The 20,275-nt window shown below is 40.8% G+C and carries 19 protein-coding genes and 1 pseudogene; 8 read left to right on the top strand and 12 right to left on the bottom strand.

What is annotated here, in order from left to right:
- Window positions 1–196: 196 nt before the first annotated feature.
- The 6 genes from pgl to NQT65_RS00310 all read right to left on the bottom strand — a co-directional run bounded on the left by pgl (window position 197) and on the right by NQT65_RS00310 (window position 8,453).
- On the bottom strand, window positions 197–907 hold the full coding sequence (pgl, locus tag NQT65_RS00335; protein WP_126007548.1) for a 6-phosphogluconolactonase: 711 nt from the start codon (window positions 905–907) through the stop codon (window positions 197–199).
- A 3-nt stretch (window positions 908–910) separates the two neighbouring features.
- Complete coding sequence (zwf, locus tag NQT65_RS00330) at window positions 911–2,383, bottom strand: glucose-6-phosphate dehydrogenase (protein WP_004589178.1); 1,473 nt, start codon at window positions 2,381–2,383, stop codon at window positions 911–913.
- Between the two features lie 268 nt (window positions 2,384–2,651).
- On the bottom strand, window positions 2,652–4,298 hold the full coding sequence (pgi, locus tag NQT65_RS00325) for a glucose-6-phosphate isomerase (RefSeq protein WP_256850225.1): 1,647 nt from the start codon (window positions 4,296–4,298) through the stop codon (window positions 2,652–2,654).
- Window positions 4,299–4,813: 515 nt separating this feature from the next.
- On the bottom strand, window positions 4,814–7,039 hold the full coding sequence (locus NQT65_RS00320) for an aminotransferase class V-fold PLP-dependent enzyme (protein WP_256850224.1): 2,226 nt from the start codon (window positions 7,037–7,039) through the stop codon (window positions 4,814–4,816).
- Window positions 7,040–7,165: 126 nt separating this feature from the next.
- Window positions 7,166–8,242 (bottom strand): AI-2E family transporter, encoded by a 1,077-nt coding sequence (locus NQT65_RS00315; RefSeq protein ID WP_256850223.1) that lies wholly within the window; start codon window positions 8,240–8,242, stop codon window positions 7,166–7,168.
- Window positions 8,235–8,453 carry a hypothetical protein gene (locus tag NQT65_RS00310; RefSeq protein WP_004589174.1) on the bottom strand — a complete coding sequence of 73 codons (219 nt, stop codon included), beginning with the start codon at window positions 8,451–8,453 and terminating at the stop codon, window positions 8,235–8,237. The genes NQT65_RS00315 and NQT65_RS00310 overlap by 8 nt, the downstream gene beginning before the upstream one ends.
- A gap of 147 nt (window positions 8,454–8,600) precedes the next feature.
- Here NQT65_RS00310 and NQT65_RS00305 point away from each other — a divergent pair, with 147 nt between their 5' ends.
- The 5 genes from NQT65_RS00305 to NQT65_RS00285 are packed head-to-tail and all read left to right on the top strand — an operon-like array spanning window position 8,601 to window position 12,121.
- The gene (locus tag NQT65_RS00305; RefSeq protein WP_126007556.1) at window positions 8,601–9,266 is read left to right on the top strand and encodes a hypothetical protein; all 666 of its coding nucleotides are present in this window, start codon (window positions 8,601–8,603) and stop codon (window positions 9,264–9,266) included.
- Between the two features lies 1 nt (window position 9,267).
- The gene (bepA, locus tag NQT65_RS00300; protein WP_024034211.1) at window positions 9,268–10,725 is read left to right on the top strand and encodes a beta-barrel assembly-enhancing protease; all 1,458 of its coding nucleotides are present in this window, start codon (window positions 9,268–9,270) and stop codon (window positions 10,723–10,725) included.
- A gap of 54 nt (window positions 10,726–10,779) precedes the next feature.
- A complete protein-coding gene (gene arsC / locus NQT65_RS00295; RefSeq protein WP_029772483.1) occupies window positions 10,780–11,127 on the top strand; it encodes an arsenate reductase (glutaredoxin) in 348 nt (115 codons plus the stop codon).
- Entirely contained in the window at window positions 11,127–11,681 is a 555-nt protein-coding gene (gene wrbA / locus NQT65_RS00290) for an NAD(P)H:quinone oxidoreductase (protein WP_004589170.1), read from the top strand. The genes arsC and wrbA overlap by 1 nt, the downstream gene beginning before the upstream one ends.
- A complete protein-coding gene (locus NQT65_RS00285; RefSeq protein ID WP_138685914.1) occupies window positions 11,678–12,121 on the top strand; it encodes a DUF2069 domain-containing protein in 444 nt (147 codons plus the stop codon). The genes wrbA and NQT65_RS00285 overlap by 4 nt, the downstream gene beginning before the upstream one ends.
- Before the next feature lie 301 nt (window positions 12,122–12,422).
- Here NQT65_RS00285 and NQT65_RS00280 read toward each other — a convergent pair whose 3' ends face one another.
- Complete coding sequence (locus tag NQT65_RS00280; protein ID WP_004589168.1) at window positions 12,423–13,760, bottom strand: ankyrin repeat domain-containing protein; 1,338 nt, start codon at window positions 13,758–13,760, stop codon at window positions 12,423–12,425.
- A 210-nt stretch (window positions 13,761–13,970) separates the two neighbouring features.
- A complete protein-coding gene (locus NQT65_RS00275; RefSeq protein WP_004589167.1) occupies window positions 13,971–14,564 on the bottom strand; it encodes an MlaC/ttg2D family ABC transporter substrate-binding protein in 594 nt (197 codons plus the stop codon).
- A 246-nt stretch (window positions 14,565–14,810) separates the two neighbouring features.
- Between NQT65_RS00275 and NQT65_RS00270 the strand changes: the two genes are divergently transcribed.
- Entirely contained in the window at window positions 14,811–15,347 is a 537-nt protein-coding gene (locus NQT65_RS00270; protein ID WP_029772479.1) for an acyloxyacyl hydrolase, read from the top strand.
- A 117-nt stretch (window positions 15,348–15,464) separates the two neighbouring features.
- On the opposite strand, the gene NQT65_RS00265 is transcribed toward NQT65_RS00270, so the two are convergent.
- On the bottom strand, window positions 15,465–16,835 hold the full coding sequence (locus tag NQT65_RS00265) for a YjiH family protein (RefSeq protein ID WP_029772478.1): 1,371 nt from the start codon (window positions 16,833–16,835) through the stop codon (window positions 15,465–15,467).
- Between the two features lie 70 nt (window positions 16,836–16,905).
- On the bottom strand, window positions 16,906–17,964 hold the full coding sequence (gene bamC, locus NQT65_RS00260) for an NlpB/DapX family lipoprotein (protein WP_029772477.1): 1,059 nt from the start codon (window positions 17,962–17,964) through the stop codon (window positions 16,906–16,908).
- Window positions 17,965–18,324: 360 nt separating this feature from the next.
- On the opposite strand from bamC, the gene NQT65_RS00255 reads away from it, so the two are divergent.
- Window positions 18,325–18,861, top strand: coding sequence for a glycine cleavage system transcriptional repressor (locus NQT65_RS00255; protein WP_029774547.1), 537 nt, complete (start codon window positions 18,325–18,327; stop codon window positions 18,859–18,861).
- 10 nt (window positions 18,862–18,871) lie between these two features.
- Entirely contained in the window at window positions 18,872–19,351 is a 480-nt protein-coding gene (gene bcp / locus NQT65_RS00250; protein WP_029774548.1) for a thioredoxin-dependent thiol peroxidase, read from the top strand.
- Window positions 19,352–19,454: 103 nt separating this feature from the next.
- On the opposite strand, the gene NQT65_RS00245 is transcribed toward bcp, so the two are convergent.
- Together NQT65_RS00245 and NQT65_RS00240 are read right to left on the bottom strand one after the other, a co-directional pair.
- Window positions 19,455–19,952, bottom strand: coding sequence for a lactoylglutathione lyase family protein (locus NQT65_RS00245; RefSeq protein ID WP_256850582.1), 498 nt, complete (start codon window positions 19,950–19,952; stop codon window positions 19,455–19,457).
- Between the two features lie 78 nt (window positions 19,953–20,030).
- A pseudogene (locus NQT65_RS00240) lies at window positions 20,031–20,111 on the bottom strand (twin-arginine translocation signal domain-containing protein); the annotation flags it as partial.
- Between the last annotated feature and the right edge of the window lie 164 nt (window positions 20,112–20,275).

Genomic DNA, 20,275 nt, shown 5'->3' with positions numbered 1-20,275 from the left:
AAACAGACAATAAAAACTCAACCAATACGCTCAAAAACAGTACAAATAACGGGTAATTTTAATACAGCGCCATAAAAACCATTAACATTGGTTAACAGTTTGGCGATATTTTTTGAATGGGTTTAGCACGTTATTTAGCCAAATAAAAAGGCAGCTTAATTAAGCTGCCTTTTTAAACTGTAAATGAGCGGCTAAATTAAGGCGCCCAATACACTTCAATATTTATGCTTGGGTGGTTTAGCACAGCGCGAAGTGGCATATCGTTTACATCGCCACCCGCTTTAGCTTGCTTGTAAACCGCTAGCTTTTCTTCACCACTGATCAGAAGTTTAACCACTTTAGAGTTTGCTATTGCATTTAAAGTCAGTGTCATGCGCTCTGTAATGCTGCCTGTCACGTCACTTTCTATTGCATTAATAGCGCACACAGTTTGCTGTGTTGTTAAACCATGCTCAAGACCCTGCGCATGTGGGAACAAAGACGCTGTATGGCCATCTGGGCCCATACCTAAAATTGTTACATCATACGGTGCTTTTAAAGCGCTATAAGCGGCTTCACATACTTGTGCGCCCTGCTCGGCCGTTGCTGCATCGTTTTTCATGGTAATAAAATTAGCGGCACTGCCGTAATTTTGTAACAAGGTGCTTTTTATAAACGCTTCGTTACTTTTTTCGTGGCTTGGCTCAACCCAGCGCTCATCAACCATGGCAACATCTACATTTTGCCAATCTAAATCAAGCGTTGATAAGTGCTTGTACGCCGGCGCCGGAGACGAACCGCCCGATACCATTAGCACAGCACGGCCATCACTTTTTATGCCATCACGTAAAGATTGCTCAAGCGTGTGTGATAGCTCAGCGGTTAACTCATCTTTTGAGTCAAAAAACTTTTCAACAAGTGTTGCCATACCTTACGCCTTATCGCCTGTGTTAAACCACACGTGGTTGTTTTCAGCTAATAATTCATCAGCATCATCCGGTCCCCAGCTACCAGCACGGTAAAGTGCAGGTTTGCCTTTGGTTTGCCAGCGCTCAATAATTGGATCTATCCATTTCCACGCTTGACGAACTTCGTCACGGTGTATAAATAACGATGGGTTATTAGCTGCAGCATCAAGCATTAAGCGTTTGTACGCATCAGAATGGAAACCATTGCTGTATGCTTGAGAAAGCTCAATATTCATCGTTACCGGCTCTAATTGCATTTCAAGATTATCAAGGCGCTTAGACATAAGCGTTAATTGAATCGTCTCTTCAGGCTGCAAACGAATAACAAGGCGGTTTGGCTCAATATTACCCACGTTCTCTTCATAAATATTGTGCGATACTTTTTTGTACTCAACCACAATTTCTGCACAACGTTTAGCCATACGCTTACCAGTACGAAGGTAAAAAGGTACCCCCGCCCAGCGCCAGTTATCAATGTGTGCACGAATAGCAACAAAGGTTTCTGTTTTACTTGAGCCTTCGTTAAGCTCTTCTAAGTAACCTGGTACAATTTTACCGTTTAAATCCCCTGGTACGTATTGACCGCGAACGATATTTTCATCTACGTCACCTTCTAGTAACGGACGAAGTGCTTCTAATACTTTAAGTTTTTCAGTACGGATACTATTTGCGTTTAGTTTATTTGGTGATTCCATTGCCACTAAGCACAATAACTGTAATAGGTGGTTTTGCACCATGTCGCGCAGTGCACCGGCTTTATCGTAAAAACCAGCACGGCTTTCAAGGCCTACCGTTTCAGATAAACTAATTTGAATATTATCAATAGATTTAGCATCCCACATGTTTTCAAACAGTGAGTTTGAAAAACGCAGTGCCATTAGGTTTTGTACTGTCTCTTTACCTAAGTAGTGGTCAATACGGAAAATTTGCTCTTCGTCAAAAAACTCTGCAATTTTACCATTGATAGCCTCTGCTGATTCGCCGCAGTAACCAATTGGCTTTTCAACAACCACACGTGAAGTGGGTGTGATTAAACCTTTCGTTGATAAAATTTCACAACATGTGCCGTAAACAGCAGGCGGAAGTGATAAATAAAATACGCGAGATTTATTGCTGTCGTGCTCATCTAAAATGCCTTTAAGTACATCCCAGTTGTCGTCAGCTTCGGTTACGTTGCTTACTACAGGCACTAAGTAAGTAGAAAATGCTTTCCAATCTTTAGCGTTAAATTCGCCTTTACTTAAAAATTCTTTCAGTGCGTTGTGTGCTGTTTCTATGTAGTCAGCACGCTTACTTTCTTCACGCACTGTAGGCAGAATACGCGAGCCTTCTGGTAAGTTGCCTTCTTGATATGCTCTGTACATTGCAGGTAGCAATTTGCGTAACGCAAGATCACCACCGCCCCCAAAAATTATAATATCAAAAGGATTAAGCATAGTTACTCTCTACGTTTGTAATACCTAAAAGCGACTTCCATAAGCCGCTTGGTATGCAGGTTTAGTGCTTGAATGACAGTGGCTCTTAGTGTTAATAAAAGCCTATTGAATGTTTTACGCTATGGCGTTTTATTTATTATTTGACTGTTCGCACAATTAAATGAGTCTTAGGAGTCCTGTAAATCCTCTCACAAAAATACAGGCCCTAAGAACTCCAGCGCTACCCGTTCAAAGGTACTCGGTTTGCTTATTTACATAAGCGAATATATTACTGCGTACGGTGTTGCTTGTAGTACGCGATTAAGCCATTTGTTGAACTATCGTGGGCGTGTTTTACGCTGTCATCGGTTAGTTCGCTTTCAATTTTAGAGGCAAGGCCTTTACCAAGCTCTACACCCCATTGATCAAATGAGCAAATTTCTAAAATTATGCCTTGGCAGAAAATTTTATGTTCGTACAGCGCAATTAAGCGTCCTACTGTTTTTGCATCAACTGTATCTAGCAGTATAGATGTTGTAGGGCGATTCCCCTGATGAATTTTATGATTTAGTAACTCATCAATTTGCGCTTGTGTTTTACCTTTAGCGGCTAAATCTTCTGTGACTTGCTGTGCATCTACACCGCTCATCATTGCTTCTGTTTGCGCTAAAAAGTTAGATAATAAAATATCGTGATGCTTATCTACGGCTACCTGCGGCTTAACTGAGGCTATAAGATCAGCAGGTACAATTACATTACCTTGGTGTAAGCACTGATAAAACGCATGTTGGCCGTTAATACCGGTCATACCCCAAATAATAGGAACCGTTGTATAAGGTACGGTTTCGCCTGCAAAGTTTACGTGTTTACCGTTACTTTCCATCTCACCTTGCTGTAAATACGCAGGTAACATATGAAGCGCTTGATCGTACGGTAAAATAGCTTGCGACGTAAAGCCTAAAAAGCTGGTATTCCATACACTAAGTAGTGCCATTATAAGAGGAATATTTTGCTCAAATGGGGCTGCTTTAAAGTGCTCATCTACTTCAAATGCGCCTTCTAAAATAGCTTCAAACGCGTCATAACCTAGGTATAACGCAATAGGTAAGCCTATCGCACTCCAAAGTGAAAAGCGACCCCCTACCCAATCCCACATAGTGAATACGTTTTCATCGCTAATACCAAAGGCTGCGGTTTTTTCTAAGTTTGTGCTAACAGCAACAAAATGCTTAGCAATGGCGCTGTCATCTTTTGCTGTTTGTAAAAACCAATCAACAGCCGTTTTAGCGTTGGTCATGGTTTCTGATGTGGTAAATGTTTTCGATGAAATAACAAACAAGGTTGTTTCTGGGTCAATTGCTTTTAACACAGAGGCAATTTGAACACCGTCAGCATTAGATACGTAATGAACATTTAAAGTGTCATCAGCAAGTGCTTTTAGCGCTTCTGTTGCCATTTGCGGGCCTAGGTTTGAACCACCTACACCAATGCTTACCACATCTTTTACTGCTTTACCTGTGTAGCCTACCCATTGCCCACTGCGTACTTTTTCTACAAAGGTTTTAATTTTTGCTAATTCGTTATCAACCGCTTGCGTTACGTCTTCGCCGTCAACAACTAAAGGTGTATGGGCTCGATTACGTAAAGCAGTATGAAGAACAGCACGCTCTTCTGTAATATTGATTTTTTCACCGCTAAACATCTTGTCGCGCCAAGAGGCAATGTCACACTCTTTAGCAAGCTCGATGAGTTGTGCAAAAATAGTTTTATCAATACGCTGCTTTGAATAATCAAACAACACACCCGAAATCTGAGTAGAGAATGCATCAAATCGTGTATCATCTTGTGCAAATAACGTTTTTAGATGGGTTTGTTTCATCTGCGCGGCACTATTTTGCAGTGCTTGCCAACTTGCTAATTGCGAACGATTAGACATGTAAATATCCTCTAAAATATTTAAATTAATGATTTAAAAACAGTTTTAGGTAAAAAGACTTCGCTAATTGCGCGTAGTGCTAGTAAAAAAGCAAGCGCTTAGTATAACGAAAAAAGCAATAAAAATGCTGTTTTTATAATTTATGATGCAGATAATAACGCAATTTTTTACTTTTGACACCGGTATCATAAAAATTTTATGAATTAATTACCCACAAATTTTAAGCATTTAATAGTTTAAACAACATTTATTAAATATTCATGAATTAGGGCCTGTTGACCTTTTAGGATTAAAATTTGTACAAACTAGGAACAATTTAATTTTGGCGCGAGGTTTGTTCCCTAATGGGTTCAGTAACGGCTCCTGCGTTACGCTACTGGCTTACATCCATGTAAAAATACCAAACACTGCTGCAAATTAAACTTCGAAACATTATAGGCCCAAAGCATAGAATGCATCGTATGCACTCGCCTAACTTTATAGGTGGTTAAAACATCCTCAAAACTAGGCCATAATTAGCTCACCAACGCCAAGCCACCCGCTACGTTATAAATATTCGCAAAGCCTAATTGCTGTAAATTTGCCGCTGCAATTTTAGAACGATTGCCGCTTCTACACAGTAATATATAGGTGTGCTGCGGGTTTAATTGATTTTGTACTATGGCGTTAGCCATACGGCTAAGTGAAATATTAAGCGTATTAGCTAAAGGCGCGGCAAAAAGCTCCGCCACATTAATTGCGCCATGTTCATACGGCTCACGGGTGTCAATTAAATACACATTTTTTTGCGTTAGTAACGCTTTAGCTTGCGTAAAGTCTAGCTGCTTAGTGTCTGTTTGCACCGCCGCCTGTACATAGCCACACAATTGGTTACTGGTTTGCATATGTAGCTGATCGTGTTGTGCTTTTAGCTGTGCAAATTGCGCCGTACTTATTTCTCCATCTAATAATGGGCTAAGCAAAGGCGTTTGTGCACGTACAGTACGCCAGTTAATGGCAAAGCATTGCTGATAGTCATGCCCCGAACAAATAACCGTATCGTCACTTATTTTCTCAGCAAGGCTAATAAGTGAGTGTGCCATTTGCGTTGCACTGCCCCCTTCAAGCGAGGTATTGCCAAGTCCTGCAGGTAAAATTAAATCACCGCAAAAACAATAATCAATATGGCCTGTGGTGCGCTCTTTTAATAAATAACTAACGCTGTCTTTACTGTGCCCTGGGGTTGGCTTTATGGTTAGTGTTTTTGTACCAAGCTCAATGCTATTTTGCATCGCATGCGTTGTGCCCAGTACTTCATTTAACAAAGCCACTGCGCTTGGACGGTCTTGGTGCTGGTGGGTATCTAAAATTGCTTTTACGTTGAGCTGTTGTGTGCTCACTATTTTTTCAAAGCGCGGAATAAGCTCTAATACGGGGTCAATAATAACGGCGCTGTCATCGTCACTAACATACAGCCAGCTACACGCCCCTTTATGCCTAAATTGTGTTAACCCCAGCGCGCACACTTCTTGCTTTGGCGACGCACTGTCAGAAACAATTAAGCAATTGGCCTCTAATACCGCCTTTAACGAGCATATACGCTTACATGCTTGGCTAATTTGCTGCTCGGTTGCAGCAGGTCCAAAAGACAGCCTAATGGCGTTTTCACTTTGCCAATCTGTTGCCCCCATTGCATCAAGCACAAAACTGCGCGTTGCCCCTGTACTACATGCCGAGCCACCGCTCACTCTAATGCCTGCTGCATCAAATAAATCAATAACCTCTTTGGAGGTAAGCGTATCGACAGCAAAATTAAGGGTGGTAGGTACAGAATGTGAAAAATCGTGATTAAAGGTTATATCGCCAAAGGTACTTTGCAGCGCATTAAGCAGTTGCGCTCTGTAGCTATTTAATACCTTAACCGACTTAAACGTGGCGTCGTTTTTATCTAGCAGCAAGTTAAACAGTTTATTAAGCCCTGCTATACCTGGTAGGTTTTCGGTGCCAGAGCGCATGCCGCTTTCTTGCCCGCCCCCCGCAATAAATGGCGTATAGGCACTGCCATTTTTAATGTATAAAAAACCAATACCTTTTGGTGCATAGAGTTTATGGCCCGAAAACGGGGCATAATCTATGCTGGTACTACTAAGCGCTAACGCTTGTTTACCTAAGGCTTGTACACAATCAACCATCCAAGACACTGATTTATTACGGCTGCGAATAGTATGTTCTATAGCGTTTAAGTCTTGATAAACACCGGTTTCGTTATTAACCGCCATGGTGCAAATCATTAGCGCGTTATTTATGTGCTCACTAATAAACGCTAAATCTAAAACCCCTTTACTATCAACAGGAATAGCCAGTAATTGGGCGTTAATGCCTAAAACGCTATTCCAATGTTTTAACGTATTAGGCACCGCTTTGTGCTCAGTTGCCCCGTACAATAATACAGGGTTTTTAATCGTATGATTTTTAGCATGAATGAGCGTTGAAACAATGGCTGTTTGTATGCCCTCTGTTGCGCCTGAGGTAAAAAGAATATCGCCATCGGGCGCACCAATAACATGGCGTGCATTTTGTCTTGTTTGTTCTAATAAATACTTGGCTTGTATACCGCTAATATGGGGGCTTGAGGGGTTACCAAAACAAATTTGCATGGTGTGCGACACCACTTCGGCAATACAGGGTAAAACAGGTGTTGTAGCGTTTGCATCAAGATAAACTTGGGCTGCTTGTTCATCGTGCAATAAAAACTCAGACATTAAAAACGCACCTTTATTACTAAAAAATATATCTTATACCCAATAGTACATAAGTTTGTTCTCATAGGGTAATAATCAATTAGTAACTTAGGTGCGTTTACTATGCTTTTTTAAACTAAAAGTACGTTACTCTGCCCGCTCTTTTGTTATTTCTCCATGCGTAGATGACCAGGCATTTATTAGCGCTTTTACAAGCGATGCGAGCGGAATGGCAAAAAACACGCCCCAAAAACCCCATAAGCCACCAAAAAATAGCACTGCAACAATAATAAATACGGGATTTAAATCAACGGCCTCAGAAAACAACAAGGGCACTAATACGTTACCATCGAGCGCCTGAATGATCCCGTAAATTATTAATATGGTCCAAAACTGCGTTTCGATACCAAATTGAAACAGCGCCACCGCCGCAACCGGTATGGTAACCAATGCCGCACCCACAAATGGAATTAACACCGAAAACCCAACCAGCACACCAAGTAAAGCTGCATAACGTAAATCAAGCACAGTAAAGGCAATAAACGAGGTGCCACCCACAATTAAAATTTCGAATACTTTGCCTCGAATATAATTCATTATTTGCTGGTTCATTTCGTGCCACACTTGCAAAATTAACCGTCGCTGCTGCGGAATAAGCGTAGCGGCACTGCTTGTAAGCTCAAGCTTGTCTTTAAGCATAAAAAATACAAGTAAGGGTACAAGCACCAAATAAATAAGCCATGCCACAACATCTTTTAACGAAGTAAGTGAAAACGAGACAATAACTTGGCCAAATTCGAGCGCCTTTGTCTCTACACTTGCCACAATAGCTTGGACCTGCTCGGCATTAATTAAACTGGGGTATTGCTGTGGTAAGGCCATTAAAAATGACTTACCTTGCTCTACCATGTGCGGGGTTTCTTGTACTAAATTACTGGTTTGCTTCCAAAGTACTGGGCCAATAACCAAAATAAGGGTAAGCATAACCCCGGTAAATATCAGCATTACAATTACTGTGGCGCTAAAGCGTTTTAACCCAAAGCGCTCTAAGTGCACGACCGGCCAATCAAGTAAATAAGCAATCACCAATGCCACTAACACAGGAACAATTAACGAGCCAAAAAAGTACAGTAATGCCACAGAGGCAATGAGTAAAAAAAGTAAGGTGACTGAATGAGGATCTGAGAACTTTCTTTCGTACCATGTTTTAACGTATTCAAACATGCAATGGCTCCACTAGTAATAGTCCTAGGTGTTGATCAAATTTATATGTATATGCATTTTTGCTTAAAAAACGCGTAATATCATCTGCGCTTTCGTCGTTATTTATACTAAACGTTATTGCCTTATTAGATGACTGCGCATTACGAAGCGCTAATTTAAATTGTACAAACTGTTGTGGGCATTTAAATTTTTTTAAATCGCACTCTAACATAACTACTTTACTCGCTAAGTAAAATGAATAATAAGTCGCATATTGTCGGTCATTCTATTTATAAAATGTGAACAGCAGTAACTTTTTCTTAAAACCATTCCAGCAATGGTTTATCCTTATAACATAATTAGCAGTAAGGATAAGTTAATGCCTGGCACGCATAATAAAGCGCAACTACCTAGTAATCCAACTCTCAAAGAGATTAATTGGTATAAAAAGCAGATAAACTGGGGAGAGCTCCCGCCTTTTTATCATCTTGTTGCTTCTTCGGTCAGCGAATCTGAAGGAATATTGGAGCACGGATTTGATAATGCTGTAAAAAGCCTGATCAATAAACGCAATTGGAACTTAGACTTACTTGATGGCTATGAAGATGATTTTGGTGAAATACACACCAAGCATAAGCCGCGTATAGCGCTACACCAAGTATTTACCGACCGAGGCTTTGAGCTCTGGGCGCAACCTTATGCTAAAGACATAATTATTGATCAATACGTTAAAGATAACCGCTTTATGGAATTTAAAGTATGGGATCCGCATTCAATGAAAAACCTGATCCGCATAAATCAGCTCCATAAGTTTATTGGCTTTTATTTTGAGCGCGGCGACAAGGCCGATAAAGCCATTATTTTACATGCACATAAGGTAGTACATAAAATTATTAAATTTTTGCAGCAGGAATTGAACGTTGTAAAGCTTGATGGAGTCACAATAAAAGAACTCTACCAATTGTGCGAAAAAGACAGCCGTGCAAACAGCGATGAAATTGACATAGCAAAAATTGCCATTGGTGAACAAATTAACAAGGAATAAAATGCAGCTAAAATCAGCCTTTATCACTTTATGCAGTGCCGCGCTTACCTTTAGCCTACTGGTTAGTGAGCCGTTAAAGGCACAAACAAACTTTACGCTACCCGATTTAGGCACGTCTGCGCTACAAGTTTTGCCACTTGAAAAAGAACAAGCCATTGGCGAAGTGATGATGATGCAAATAAGAGGCTCATCACCGGTAGTAAACGACCCCGTTTTAGACGAATACTTAACCACACTTGGCCGAAAACTTGTGGCTAATGCAAACGACGTGCGTTTTCCTTTTTCGTTTTTTTGGGTAAATAACAACGAAATTAATGCCTTTGCTTTTTACGGCGGGCATGTTGGTGTGCATACTGGGCTTATTGCGCAATCAGATAACGAAAGCCAATTTGCCTCTGTACTTGGGCACGAAATAGCGCACGTAACTCAGCGCCATTTAGCTCGTCGTATTCAGCAACAACAAGACAACAGCGCACTGACTATTGCAGGCATGATAGCCGGTATATTAGCCACCGTTGTTGCTCCCGACGCAGGTATTGCTATTATTTCGGCTAACCAAACCCAAGCTGCGTTTAGCCAATTAACTCACAGCCGTGCTGCCGAGCAAGAAGCCGACAGAATTGGTATGCAAACCCTTAATAACGCCGGTTTTGACGCCCGTGCATCGAGTGAATTTTTAACTAAACTTTCAGCGCAAATAAGATATAAGTACAAACCACCCGCTTTTTTACTGACTCACCCATTGCCAGAGAGCCGTGTATCTGACGTACGCCTACGTGCAGAGCAATTCCCTGTGCGCCATTTAAACCCAAGCCTTGAGTTTAATTTAGCAAAAAGCCGTGTACTTGCTCGTTATGCCAATAAGCCCGAAAATGCCGAAGCGTTATTTAAAAAATTAATGCGCGAAAACAGTTACAACAACACCGCGCTTAAATACGGCTTGGGCATAAGCTTACTTGATCAAGATAAACTAGATGAAGCCGCCGAAATTTTAGAGCCGCTATTAGCGCAAAGTCCTAAAAATTTATTCTATATCGATACCCATACCGATTTACTAATAGCGCAAAAAAAAGCCGATGAAGCGGTAAAGTTTTTGGCTGAACTAAACAACTATCGCCCTAACAACCAAGTTATAACTTTAAACTATGCAAATGCGGCATTAGAGGCTGAGCAGTTTGAATTAGCTGAAAACATTTTAAAAAGCTTTTTACTTGAAAAACCCGACCACAACTTAGGTAAACAGCTATTAGCCGATGCCTATAAAAAGCAAGACAAGCTTGCCGCTTATCACGAGGCCAATGCTGATGTGTTATCGCAATATGGCGCGTATATTAAAGCGGCAGACGAAATCCAAAAAGCGCTTAACTTCGTAGAACCCACAGAGCTGGTTAAACAGCAACGCCTAAAAGCCTTGCTTACTCAGTATCGCCGTTTACAAAAAGAGCTGGCAAGGCTTTAAGTCTGTCAGCGCTTGCCCTAAAATAGCGGCAAATTACATTTTGGAACTAATTGTATGTCAGTTACTATTTATCATAATCCACGTTGTTCTAAATCGCGTGAAACCCTAGCATTACTAGAACAAAACAACGTAACACCAAGCGTAGTAGAGTATTTAAAAACACCGCTTAACCATGAGCAAATAAGCCAACTTTTAGAACAATTAGGCTTTAGCTCAGCTCGCCAGCTAATGCGCACAAAAGAAGATGCATACAAAGCTCTTAACCTAAAAGAAGAAACCAACGAGTCAGCGCTAATAAACGCCATGGTAGACAACCCTAAACTTATTGAACGCCCTATTGTACAAAACAACGGTAAAGCAGCCCTTGGCCGTCCGCCAGAAAACGTATTAAGCGTATTATAATGACGACTCGCATTGTTGTACTGTATCACTCAAGCCATGGCTCGGTTGAGGCTATGGCGCACGAAATAGCCGAATCTATAGAGCAACAGGGTGCCACAGCCGTATTGCGTACCTTTGTTGCTAAAAATCCGCACGATATAGTAATTACAAAAGATGATTTAATAAATTGCGACGGCCTTGCGTTTGGCACACCTACCCGATTTGGCATGATGGCATCGCAAGCAAAAACGTTTTGGGAAACCACCAGCGATCTCTGGCTAAAAGGCCAGTTAATAGATAAACCAGCCTGTGTGTTTTCATCGTCAAGCAGTATGCATGGCGGAAATGAAGCCACCTTACTTAATTTATCATTACCGCTACTACACCACGGCATGATGTTATTAGGGGTACCTTACGAAGTACCAGAGTTACTAGCTACGCAAACCGGCGGCACACCTTACGGGGCAACACATGTAGCCGGCAGTAGTAATACGAATACTTTAAGTAAAGATGAAATTAAAATATGCCAAAGCGTTGGTAAACGCCTCACTCACATTGCGAGAAAACTTCAATGAATACCGCTGACACCCCTGCTAAAAAGCCAATTACTATAAAATTTCAGCGCACCGCTATTTTTGGCTATGTGGGTTTATTACTTTTATTTCCTCTTTGGATGTACTTTGTACCTCCGCTAAATGGCAACGCAAGTTTTGTATCCTTGTTTGTGCCTATAATCCCTTTACTGTTGCCCTTAAGAGGCTTTATTAAAGACAACACTTACACTTACGCCTGGGCTAATTTTGTTGTTATGTTGTACTTTATACACGGCTTAACCATGTTATGGGCTGCACCTGATGAGCTAATATGGGTGTTATTAGAGCTTGTGTTTGCCTCAGCCATGTTTATTGGCTGCACGTATTACGCAAGGCACCGTGGGCAAGAGCAAGGCTTAAAAATACGTAAGCTTAAAGAAGAGCTCGCAGAGGAAAAAGCCGCTAACGAATACAATAAATAATGCTAATTCGCAAAATAAATTATTTAAGCTGAAAGTTGAAAGTTGAAAGTTGAAATAATACCAATCCGCATAAGTAAGTGATCTATTTTGAGGATGGAAAAACGTGTTGATAGCAAGGCAAAAAATTCGCTATTTAGTTGTTCTAAATGAGAGTTTTTTAACGCAGATAGCGACACGTTTAGCCCCGCAAAATGATTAGATATTATTGCGGATTGGTATAATAGCTTATACATACAAAAAACGCGCTTAACATAACAATGTGAGCGCGTTTTTTTAGGCTTTTAGTTTGCCATGGCGGCCGCTACACTAATTCGCTCAGTGCAGCCAGTGCAACTATGCTGGCTAATCCAAGCTGAGCTATTAAGCTTAACAACGAAAAAACACGCAACACAAATAATCCCCACGGGTGCTTTATATGTGGATAGAGCGCACAGCGCTTTAAACTCGCCGCAAAGAAAAAACACACCGATGCAATCAATGTAAAAATTAAAGTCAGCTCACTTTTTATGGCAATACTTTCATCAAAAAAGAAATAGAGCTGCAATGGTAATAAAATAGTGACAATTGCGTGTAAGGCGTGCACCTTTTTAATGCGGTTAAACTGCCCTTCTGGCGAAAGCTCTTTTATACCAAAATCGCGCTCAAGGCATTTAACTAAATTGCTTGCTTTAATACTTACTGCTAACCGGTAACAGCTTAAGCCCTCGTTATTACGTGCTCTAAAGTCGTAACCTGCTTTTAGTAATAGCACCATAAGGGTTTCGTTTTTAGCTAACACTGCATAATGCAGTGCGGTATTGCCTAAGGTGTCTTGCGCTTTTTGATCCTGTTTAGCCAACAGGGTTTCTATCACATTTACATAGCCTTTTTCGGCTGCCCACATAAACGCTGTTTTATTGTTTTCATCAGCCAATGTACCAGTGGCACCTTGCTCTATAAAACGCATCGCCATGGTTTGCTTTGCGCTTTTTTGGCTTAAATGAGCAAGTAATGCTTTTTCAAGCAATACAATAGAATCAACATCAGGCGATACTTGCGTTAACAGCGTAAAATAGTCTTTACCGTTTGCTACTTTTTGACTGGCAAGCTCTGTAAGTTCGTTTAAATCAGCAACCGATTCAGGTAAAAAAGCACTTAAACGCTCTCTAAAATCAACTTCTTGCCACAGTGCTAGCGTATCGTGTGCACTTAATTTGCTGCCACTATTTAGAGCATGTTCAATTAACGAAAAATAGCGTTTACTAAATAATAAGCTAAACAACGAAAGCGGCGTATCAAGTGCGTTTTGCGCCGCCACACTGGCGTATTTTTCTAAGCGCTGGCACAGCATTAGCGCCATTGATTCGCTGGTGTATTCGTTATCTAAATAATGATTTTTAACAGCAGCAATGTAAGCGTGCGCATCTTCGTCATATTCACTAATATGCTGAAAATAACACTCTTCAAAGGGTTCAAGCGGGGTTAACCATATCAAATAGTAAATGGGCGGTAGCACAGTGGTGCATACACCGTCATCTTCAATAGTAGAACGACATGCAGGCCAAGCTTCTAAAGCATCTAAAATAAAGGCACCGTTTTGTTCTACAAGTCCTTTAATAAGTAATGGGTATTCCTTTGGCCAAATCAGTACATTTTCCATTAAAACAGCACAACTCCAGTGTAGCTTGATGAGGCGTCAGTTATAGCAGTTTTTAGCTGACACCACGCTTAATCGACGTGCTGATATTCTATCACACCTTTTTTTTGCTGCGAGCTTAAAGTAGATGAATATTAAGAAAATATAAAAGCAGCCAATACACTTTAGTGCGGCTGCTTTTGTGGTTGGAGAGGGTCTTAATCAGGAAGTGAACTATTTATTTTTTAGTTCGGTAATTACTTGCTCTAAGCCTACATCAGAAATACGTTGAATGATCTCTTTTTGCTTAGCGCTTAAAAGCGAAATACCTTCGGCAACAATGTCGTAAACTTTCCATTGCTGGTCTTTACCTTGGCGCAGCTTAAAATGCAGATCAATCACGGGCGCATTTGGCTCAATAATTTGCGTTTTAACCGTCGCGTACTCAGAGTCGCTTTTAGCGGTATCTTGTTCAAATACTACTTGCTGGCCGGTGTACTTCATTAGCGCACCTGCGTAAGTACCTGTTAAATAATGCTCTACCGCATCAATAAAACGTACAGCTTGCTCACGCTCAATGCCTTTAATGTGCTTACCAAGCAATTTAAACGACACAAACTTAATATCTATGTTTGGCATTAAACGCGTCTCTACAATGCGCGCCATATCGGCTTTACTTGCATCGCCTTGTGCATTTACTTTTGCAATATCGCTAAAAAGCGTATCGGCAACGCCTTCAAGCATATGTTGAGGCGACTGCGCCGTTTGCGCAAATAACGCGCTGCTAAAAAAGGCAGCAGCAATAAAAATAGTGTTAAAAAGTTTCATGAGCGTGACCATGTGTGTGATTAAGATGTGGCTAAATTACGCGATTTTAAGCCACAAAAACAGACACAAAAATGCACCTTATTAATGCCAAAACAGCACCAATTAAATAAACTATTTATTTTCAATTAGTTAAGCCTTCACTGTTAACACCCCATAAACAAGCGGCATTTTGTCCTCATTGAAAATGTGAATGGCCCGCCCTTATCATTTATTTACTCATTCGACTCACACACCAATTTGGCAGTTATGAAAACGGTATATAAAACTTTCACACTTATTCTATTTTTAGTTATTTCTGTATGGGGTAACACGGCGTTTGCGCAGTCTAATCATGGTTACGCCGTAGATGTTCTCAAAGGCGAAGGCAACGTGAATGGCGTTAAGCTGGCTTATCAATATCATGCCCCTAGCTTACAAAACTTAGTGGGCGATGCGCGCTTTTATTTTGAAACCAGCGTTAATATGTGGGAATACCGCCATGGTGACAACTCGCAATCTAATCTTGTTTTGGCTATGTCGCCCGTGCTGCAGTTTCCTGCTTTTAGTTTTCACAATACCCCGTTTTATATTGAAGCAGGTATTGGTGTATCGCTTATTGATGAAACTAAATTTGCGGGCAAAAATATTAGTACTCACTACCAATTTGAAGACCGTATTGGCCTAGTTGCAGACTTTGGCCACACAAACGTAGCGCTTCGGGTTATTCATTACTCAAACGCCGGATTTAAAGAGCCTAACCCAGGTTTAAACTTTTTAACTCTTTCAGTGGCAAGGCGTTTTTAATCTTCATTCGTATTTAGTATCAATTTGCCACTTAAGAATGTTAAGCATTAGGGTAAATTGAAATAACTAGCCACAAAAAAGCCCTGATAAATCAGGGCTTTTTATAAAAATACACGACTAGCCAACTAACCAGTGCGCCATTAAGGCAATAACCGGCAGCGTAATAAGTGTACGTAAAATAAATATAACGAACAGCTCAACAATGTTTACCGGTATTTTACTACCCAGTAAAAGTGCGCCAACCTCAGACATATAAATTAGCTGAGTTACGCTCATTGCCGCAATAATAAAGCGAGTTACATCACTTTCAATGGTGCCCGCAGCTAAAATTGACGGAATAAACATATCGGCAAATCCCACCATAATAGTTTGTGCCGCGGCCTGTGCTTCGGGTACTTGTAACCACTCTAAAAATGGCACAAACGGCATACCTAAATATTGAAATACCGGCGTGTGCTCAGCAATAATAAGTGCAAATGTTCCTACGGCCATTACAACAGGCAGTACACCAAACACCATATCAAGCGCATTATGTACACCCTCTTTTAAGGTACCTTTAAAGCCCGACGAGTTATTGGCTTTTGCTAATGCTACATCAAGTGAGTGCCCTACTAAGCTTTTACCCGTTGGGATAGCCTCAGCATCGCGATTTGGCTCACTACCATCAATAAGCAAATCTTTTTTAAAGCGAAGTGGCGGTAAGCGCGGCACAATAATAGCGGCAACCACACCGGCTAAACATACGGTGGCATAAAATGGGGCAAATAAGTGCTCTAATTTCACTTGGCCTAAAACCACCAAGCTAAAGGTAATAGAAACCGCCGAAAACGTAGTACCAATAATTGCGGCTTCGCGCTGCGTGTAGTGCTTTTGGTCGTACTGCCTTGCGGTCATTAAAATACCAACACTGCCATCACCTAACCACGACGCAGTACAGTCAACTGCACTTCGCCCAGGTACGCCAAATACAGGGCGCATTACCTTGGTTAGCATGGTGCCTGCAAGCTCTAATAACCCAAAGTTAATTAGTAAAGGCAGTAATAAACCGGCTAGTATAAATACCGAGAACAAAACAGGTAATAAGTCGTTTAATACCAAAGCGCCTGTGTTTGCAGAGGTGATTGCCTCGCTACCTAACCCTAAATGGGTCATTAGCACAAACGCCATACCGAATAAACGCACCACTAACCACACTACACTTACATCAAATAAATGCTTTAACAGGGGTGATTGACAAATAGCGGCGGGTTTAAATACTTTGGTGATCACCGACATAACGCCAGTAATACAAATAATAAGGGTAATAATTGCTTGCGCAGAGCCAGACATCAACGCTTGCACGCCTTTAGCCATTAACGCAATAGGAATGGTCATCCCGTCTGCGGTAGGAATGGGTGTCATAAATAAAAACACACCAATTAACGACGGTACTAAAAAAGTAAACCAAGTGCGCCACGTATAGTGCCCGCGAGGAGGTAACTGAGACATATTTTTTAATCCATAAAAACTACAAAAAGAGCAAAGCGCTCTTTTTGTAGTAAAAACTTATTATTAATTATTAAATTTTGATGCCGCGCTGAATAAGTGCTGCTTCTAACGCTTGTTGTAAACCATTCATGGTGCCAGGTTCGAGTGTTTCGCCTTTGTCATCCATCCAGGTTAAGCTTGTACCGCCTTCTTTAGTTTTGCTCACTAAAATTTGGTATTGGCCTTCTTCAATTGGAAGCTGCGCAACTTCGTCGCCCCAAATAGAATCCCATACACTGCTTTCTGGCTTGTTGTAGTCGGCAGTTATTAAGCCGGTATCGGTTTTAATCTCAACAATAGTAAACGATAGACGCTCTAAAAAGCCCGAGAAGCGATCGAATACTGCATCGTATGACTGCTCAGTAACAAGTGCAGCATTGCCTTTGTTATCAAAGCCCATTTCTAAAGAAATAATACCTTGGCGCTTGCGGTTTTCTACTTCTAACTGACGATAGCGATAATCAAATTCAGCCACAACTTGGTTAAGCGCGCGTACTTCTAATTGCTGCTTAAGTAAATCGGTTAACGTGTCATCACCTTTAAAGTCAATAAGTTCAGCGCGTAACGAAGCAGTACGCTGATGCGATTTTTCTTCAATTGTAAATCTAAAACGCTCTTGGTTTTCGCTTACCTCATCGCCCCATAACCAGCTCTCTTCAGCTTTAATTATTGAGTACCAGTCGGTTTCGATAATACCAAGTAGCTTATCTTCTTTTGTGGTTGTTGCATTATTTTCGGCAATAACCGCTTTAATTGAGTCCCAAACAAATTCATCTAAATCAACAATGCCATCGTTTTTATCAAAGTAAATACGCGCTTGTTTATCGCCCTCTTCTACCCAGCTACCTTTAGCAACAGTTAAAACCTGTGCTGGTGGACGATAGTTTGTTGCCTCAGGGTTGTTATCGTATTGGCCCACATCCATTTTATAAACCGGATCTTGCGCTGGTTGAGATAACGATGGCGGGGTTTTAACACCTTCATGCGTACGATAATTGCGTTCGTTGTGCGCTTCATTAATAAAAACATTACACCCTGATAAACTTACCAATACACTCACTGCAAGTGCTTTTGGGATCCAATACTGCACAGATATTTCTCCTTAGCATACCCTTTAATTGTTTTACACGTATATGAGTGGGTAATACCGAATTTGGTTCAGTGTAAAATCAACATTAACTTTACATTTATTATTTGGCTGTCTAATTGCAATAAAGTTCACACCTAAGTGTTATAAAATCAATCACAACAAAAAGACAAATTTTAGCTATGGTACTTTCCTGTGCCAGTAAAAACAAGGAACACAACGCTTTAAAGCGCCTTTAATTAAGCGCCTATGTAGTTTAGGGTGCTTTTTGTGTTAAACTTCGCCGCCGTGCAACGTAGTGTATGCGCAGCGGGCTATACCAACTCGGTTGTTATATTTCAAAAAACGTAGGTATTAAACTTCATGACTGCATTTTCAAATCATCAAATTGTTTTAACCGCTATTGGCGAAGATAGACCGGGAATTGTAAGTGAACTTACACAGCTTGTAAGTGATTGTCATTGCAACATTATAGATAGCCGAATAGCTATTTTAGGCAGCGAATTTACCTTTACCATGCTGCTAAGCGGCGATATGTCGGCCATTAGCCGCATAGAGCACACCTTGCCTACTAAAGGCATGGAGCTAGGCCTACTCACCATGATGAAGCGCAGCACCACTCGCCACACCGAAAGTGAATTTTGCGCAGGCTATACCCTTGAATACACAGGGATAGACACCCCAGGTACACTGAGTAAAGTAACGCGTTTTTTTGCCGATCACCACATTAGTATCTGCTCATTAAAGTCAGACACTTACGATGAAGAAACCGACACTAAAATGCGCTGCGAAATTGAGTTTAATATCCCAGTAGAGGTTGATATAGACCAATTTAAAGTGACCTTTGAAAACCTTTCGCACAGTCTTAACGTAGATTATATTTTTAAACGTATTCGCTAAGGAGCACAGCATGAACAAAATTAGTCCATTACAAGCCGGTGATACAGCACCAGAATTTAGCTTACAAAATCAAAACGACGAAACAGTCACCTTAAGTGAGCTGTTAAAAGAGCAACAAGTACTGGTGTACTTTTACCCTAAAGCCTCTACACCGGGTTGTACGGTTCAAGCCGAAAACTTACGTGACCAACAAGCGCAGCTTGCTCAATTTAACACCCGCGTAGTGGGTATTAGCCCAGACCCTATTAAGCGCCTTAAAAACTTTGAAACTAAAAAAGAGCTTAACTTTGATTTACTCGCCGATGAAGATCACGCCATTGCTGAAGCATTTGGCGTATGGGGCTACAAAAAGTTTATGGGTAAAGAGTACGATGGTATTCACCGCTTAACCTTTTTAGTAGGCCAAGACGGTAAAATTAAACACTTATTTGATAAGTTTAAAACCAAAGATCATCATCAAGTGGTTTTAGATTACTTAGCGGCGGAATAAGTTAGCTGTAAGCTGTAAAAAAATATACAAAAGCGTTGCTCTAGGGCAACGCTTTTTTATTAGCGTTTATTGAATAAAGTACAGTGACTCGTTACATAATAAATTAACCATAAGCGCCACTTGAATATATAAGCTCGTAACTGTGGCTATAAATTTCTAAAATATTGCCAAACGGGTCTTCCATGTAAATCATGCGATATGGTTTTTCCCCTGGGTAATAATAGCGCGGCGCTTTCATACGCTTTTTTCCGCCCGCGGCCACTATTTTATCAGCGAGTCCTTCTACATCAGGGTCTTGTACGCTTAAATGAAATATTCCCGTTTTCCAATACTCAAAATTATTTTTTGGGTTTTGCTGATTTTTAAATTCAAATAGCTCAACCCCCACCCTATCCCCTGTTGATAAATGGGCTATTTTAAAACTGCCCCACCCAGCACCAAATACATCAGTACACATCTCACCAATCGGTGATTTATCTTCTGTTATTTGTGTGGGTTTCATAATTAAATACCAGCCCAGCACCTCAGTATAAAACTTAACGGCTTTTTCTAGGCTTGGCACTGACACACCAATATGCGAAAACGTGCGCGGATAAGGCATTGGCGAATCGGCTAAGCCATTTGCTTGCTCGCCTTTACCCGCAGCTTGCAGGTTGGCATTAGCATTTAAACTTGTAAACAGCATAGGCAGCGCGGCAGCACCCAACCCAGCAGCTGATAACTTCATAAAGTCTCTGCGGTTTAACTCTTTTTTACTCATGGCATGTTCCTTAACGGCAAAGGCGTTAAATGTAATTAAAGGAATTAATTAGCCATGATAAATGATTGTAGTGAGGACAAAAAATTATCAAATATGATATTAATGATTACGTTTTGTGATGGTGGTTGGAAGAAGTATTTAATTCATATAGTGTTATTTGAATC

This window comes from Pseudoalteromonas agarivorans (genome assembly GCF_024518735.1).
Taxonomy (GTDB): Bacteria; Pseudomonadota; Gammaproteobacteria; order Enterobacterales; family Alteromonadaceae; genus Pseudoalteromonas; species Pseudoalteromonas atlantica.
Note: the sequence above shows the minus strand (reverse complement) of the source record. Positions and strands in the feature narration are given on the sequence as shown.

Coding starts and splice junctions, on each gene's coding strand:
- pgl (WP_126007548.1), bottom strand. CDS start 907: ATGGCAACACTTGTTGAAAAGTTTTTTGACTCAAAAGATGAGTTAACC.
- zwf (WP_004589178.1), bottom strand. CDS start 2,383: ATGCTTAATCCTTTTGATATTATAATTTTTGGGGGCGGTGGTGATCTT.
- pgi (WP_256850225.1), bottom strand. CDS start 4,298: ATGTCTAATCGTTCGCAATTAGCAAGTTGGCAAGCACTGCAAAATAGT.
- NQT65_RS00320 (WP_256850224.1), bottom strand. CDS start 7,039: ATGTCTGAGTTTTTATTGCACGATGAACAAGCAGCCCAAGTTTATCTT.
- NQT65_RS00315 (WP_256850223.1), bottom strand. CDS start 8,242: ATGTTTGAATACGTTAAAACATGGTACGAAAGAAAGTTCTCAGATCCT.
- NQT65_RS00310 (WP_004589174.1), bottom strand. CDS start 8,453: ATGTTAGAGTGCGATTTAAAAAAATTTAAATGCCCACAACAGTTTGTA.
- NQT65_RS00305 (WP_126007556.1), top strand. CDS start 8,601: ATGCCTGGCACGCATAATAAAGCGCAACTACCTAGTAATCCAACTCTC.
- bepA (WP_024034211.1), top strand. CDS start 9,268: ATGCAGCTAAAATCAGCCTTTATCACTTTATGCAGTGCCGCGCTTACC.
- arsC (WP_029772483.1), top strand. CDS start 10,780: ATGTCAGTTACTATTTATCATAATCCACGTTGTTCTAAATCGCGTGAA.
- wrbA (WP_004589170.1), top strand. CDS start 11,127: ATGACGACTCGCATTGTTGTACTGTATCACTCAAGCCATGGCTCGGTT.
- NQT65_RS00285 (WP_138685914.1), top strand. CDS start 11,678: ATGAATACCGCTGACACCCCTGCTAAAAAGCCAATTACTATAAAATTT.
- NQT65_RS00280 (WP_004589168.1), bottom strand. CDS start 13,760: ATGGAAAATGTACTGATTTGGCCAAAGGAATACCCATTACTTATTAAA.
- NQT65_RS00275 (WP_004589167.1), bottom strand. CDS start 14,564: ATGAAACTTTTTAACACTATTTTTATTGCTGCTGCCTTTTTTAGCAGC.
- NQT65_RS00270 (WP_029772479.1), top strand. CDS start 14,811: ATGAAAACGGTATATAAAACTTTCACACTTATTCTATTTTTAGTTATT.
- NQT65_RS00265 (WP_029772478.1), bottom strand. CDS start 16,835: ATGTCTCAGTTACCTCCTCGCGGGCACTATACGTGGCGCACTTGGTTT.
- NQT65_RS00255 (WP_029774547.1), top strand. CDS start 18,325: ATGACTGCATTTTCAAATCATCAAATTGTTTTAACCGCTATTGGCGAA.
- bcp (WP_029774548.1), top strand. CDS start 18,872: ATGAACAAAATTAGTCCATTACAAGCCGGTGATACAGCACCAGAATTT.
- NQT65_RS00245 (WP_256850582.1), bottom strand. CDS start 19,952: ATGCCTTATCCGCGCACGTTTTCGCATATTGGTGTGTCAGTGCCAAGC.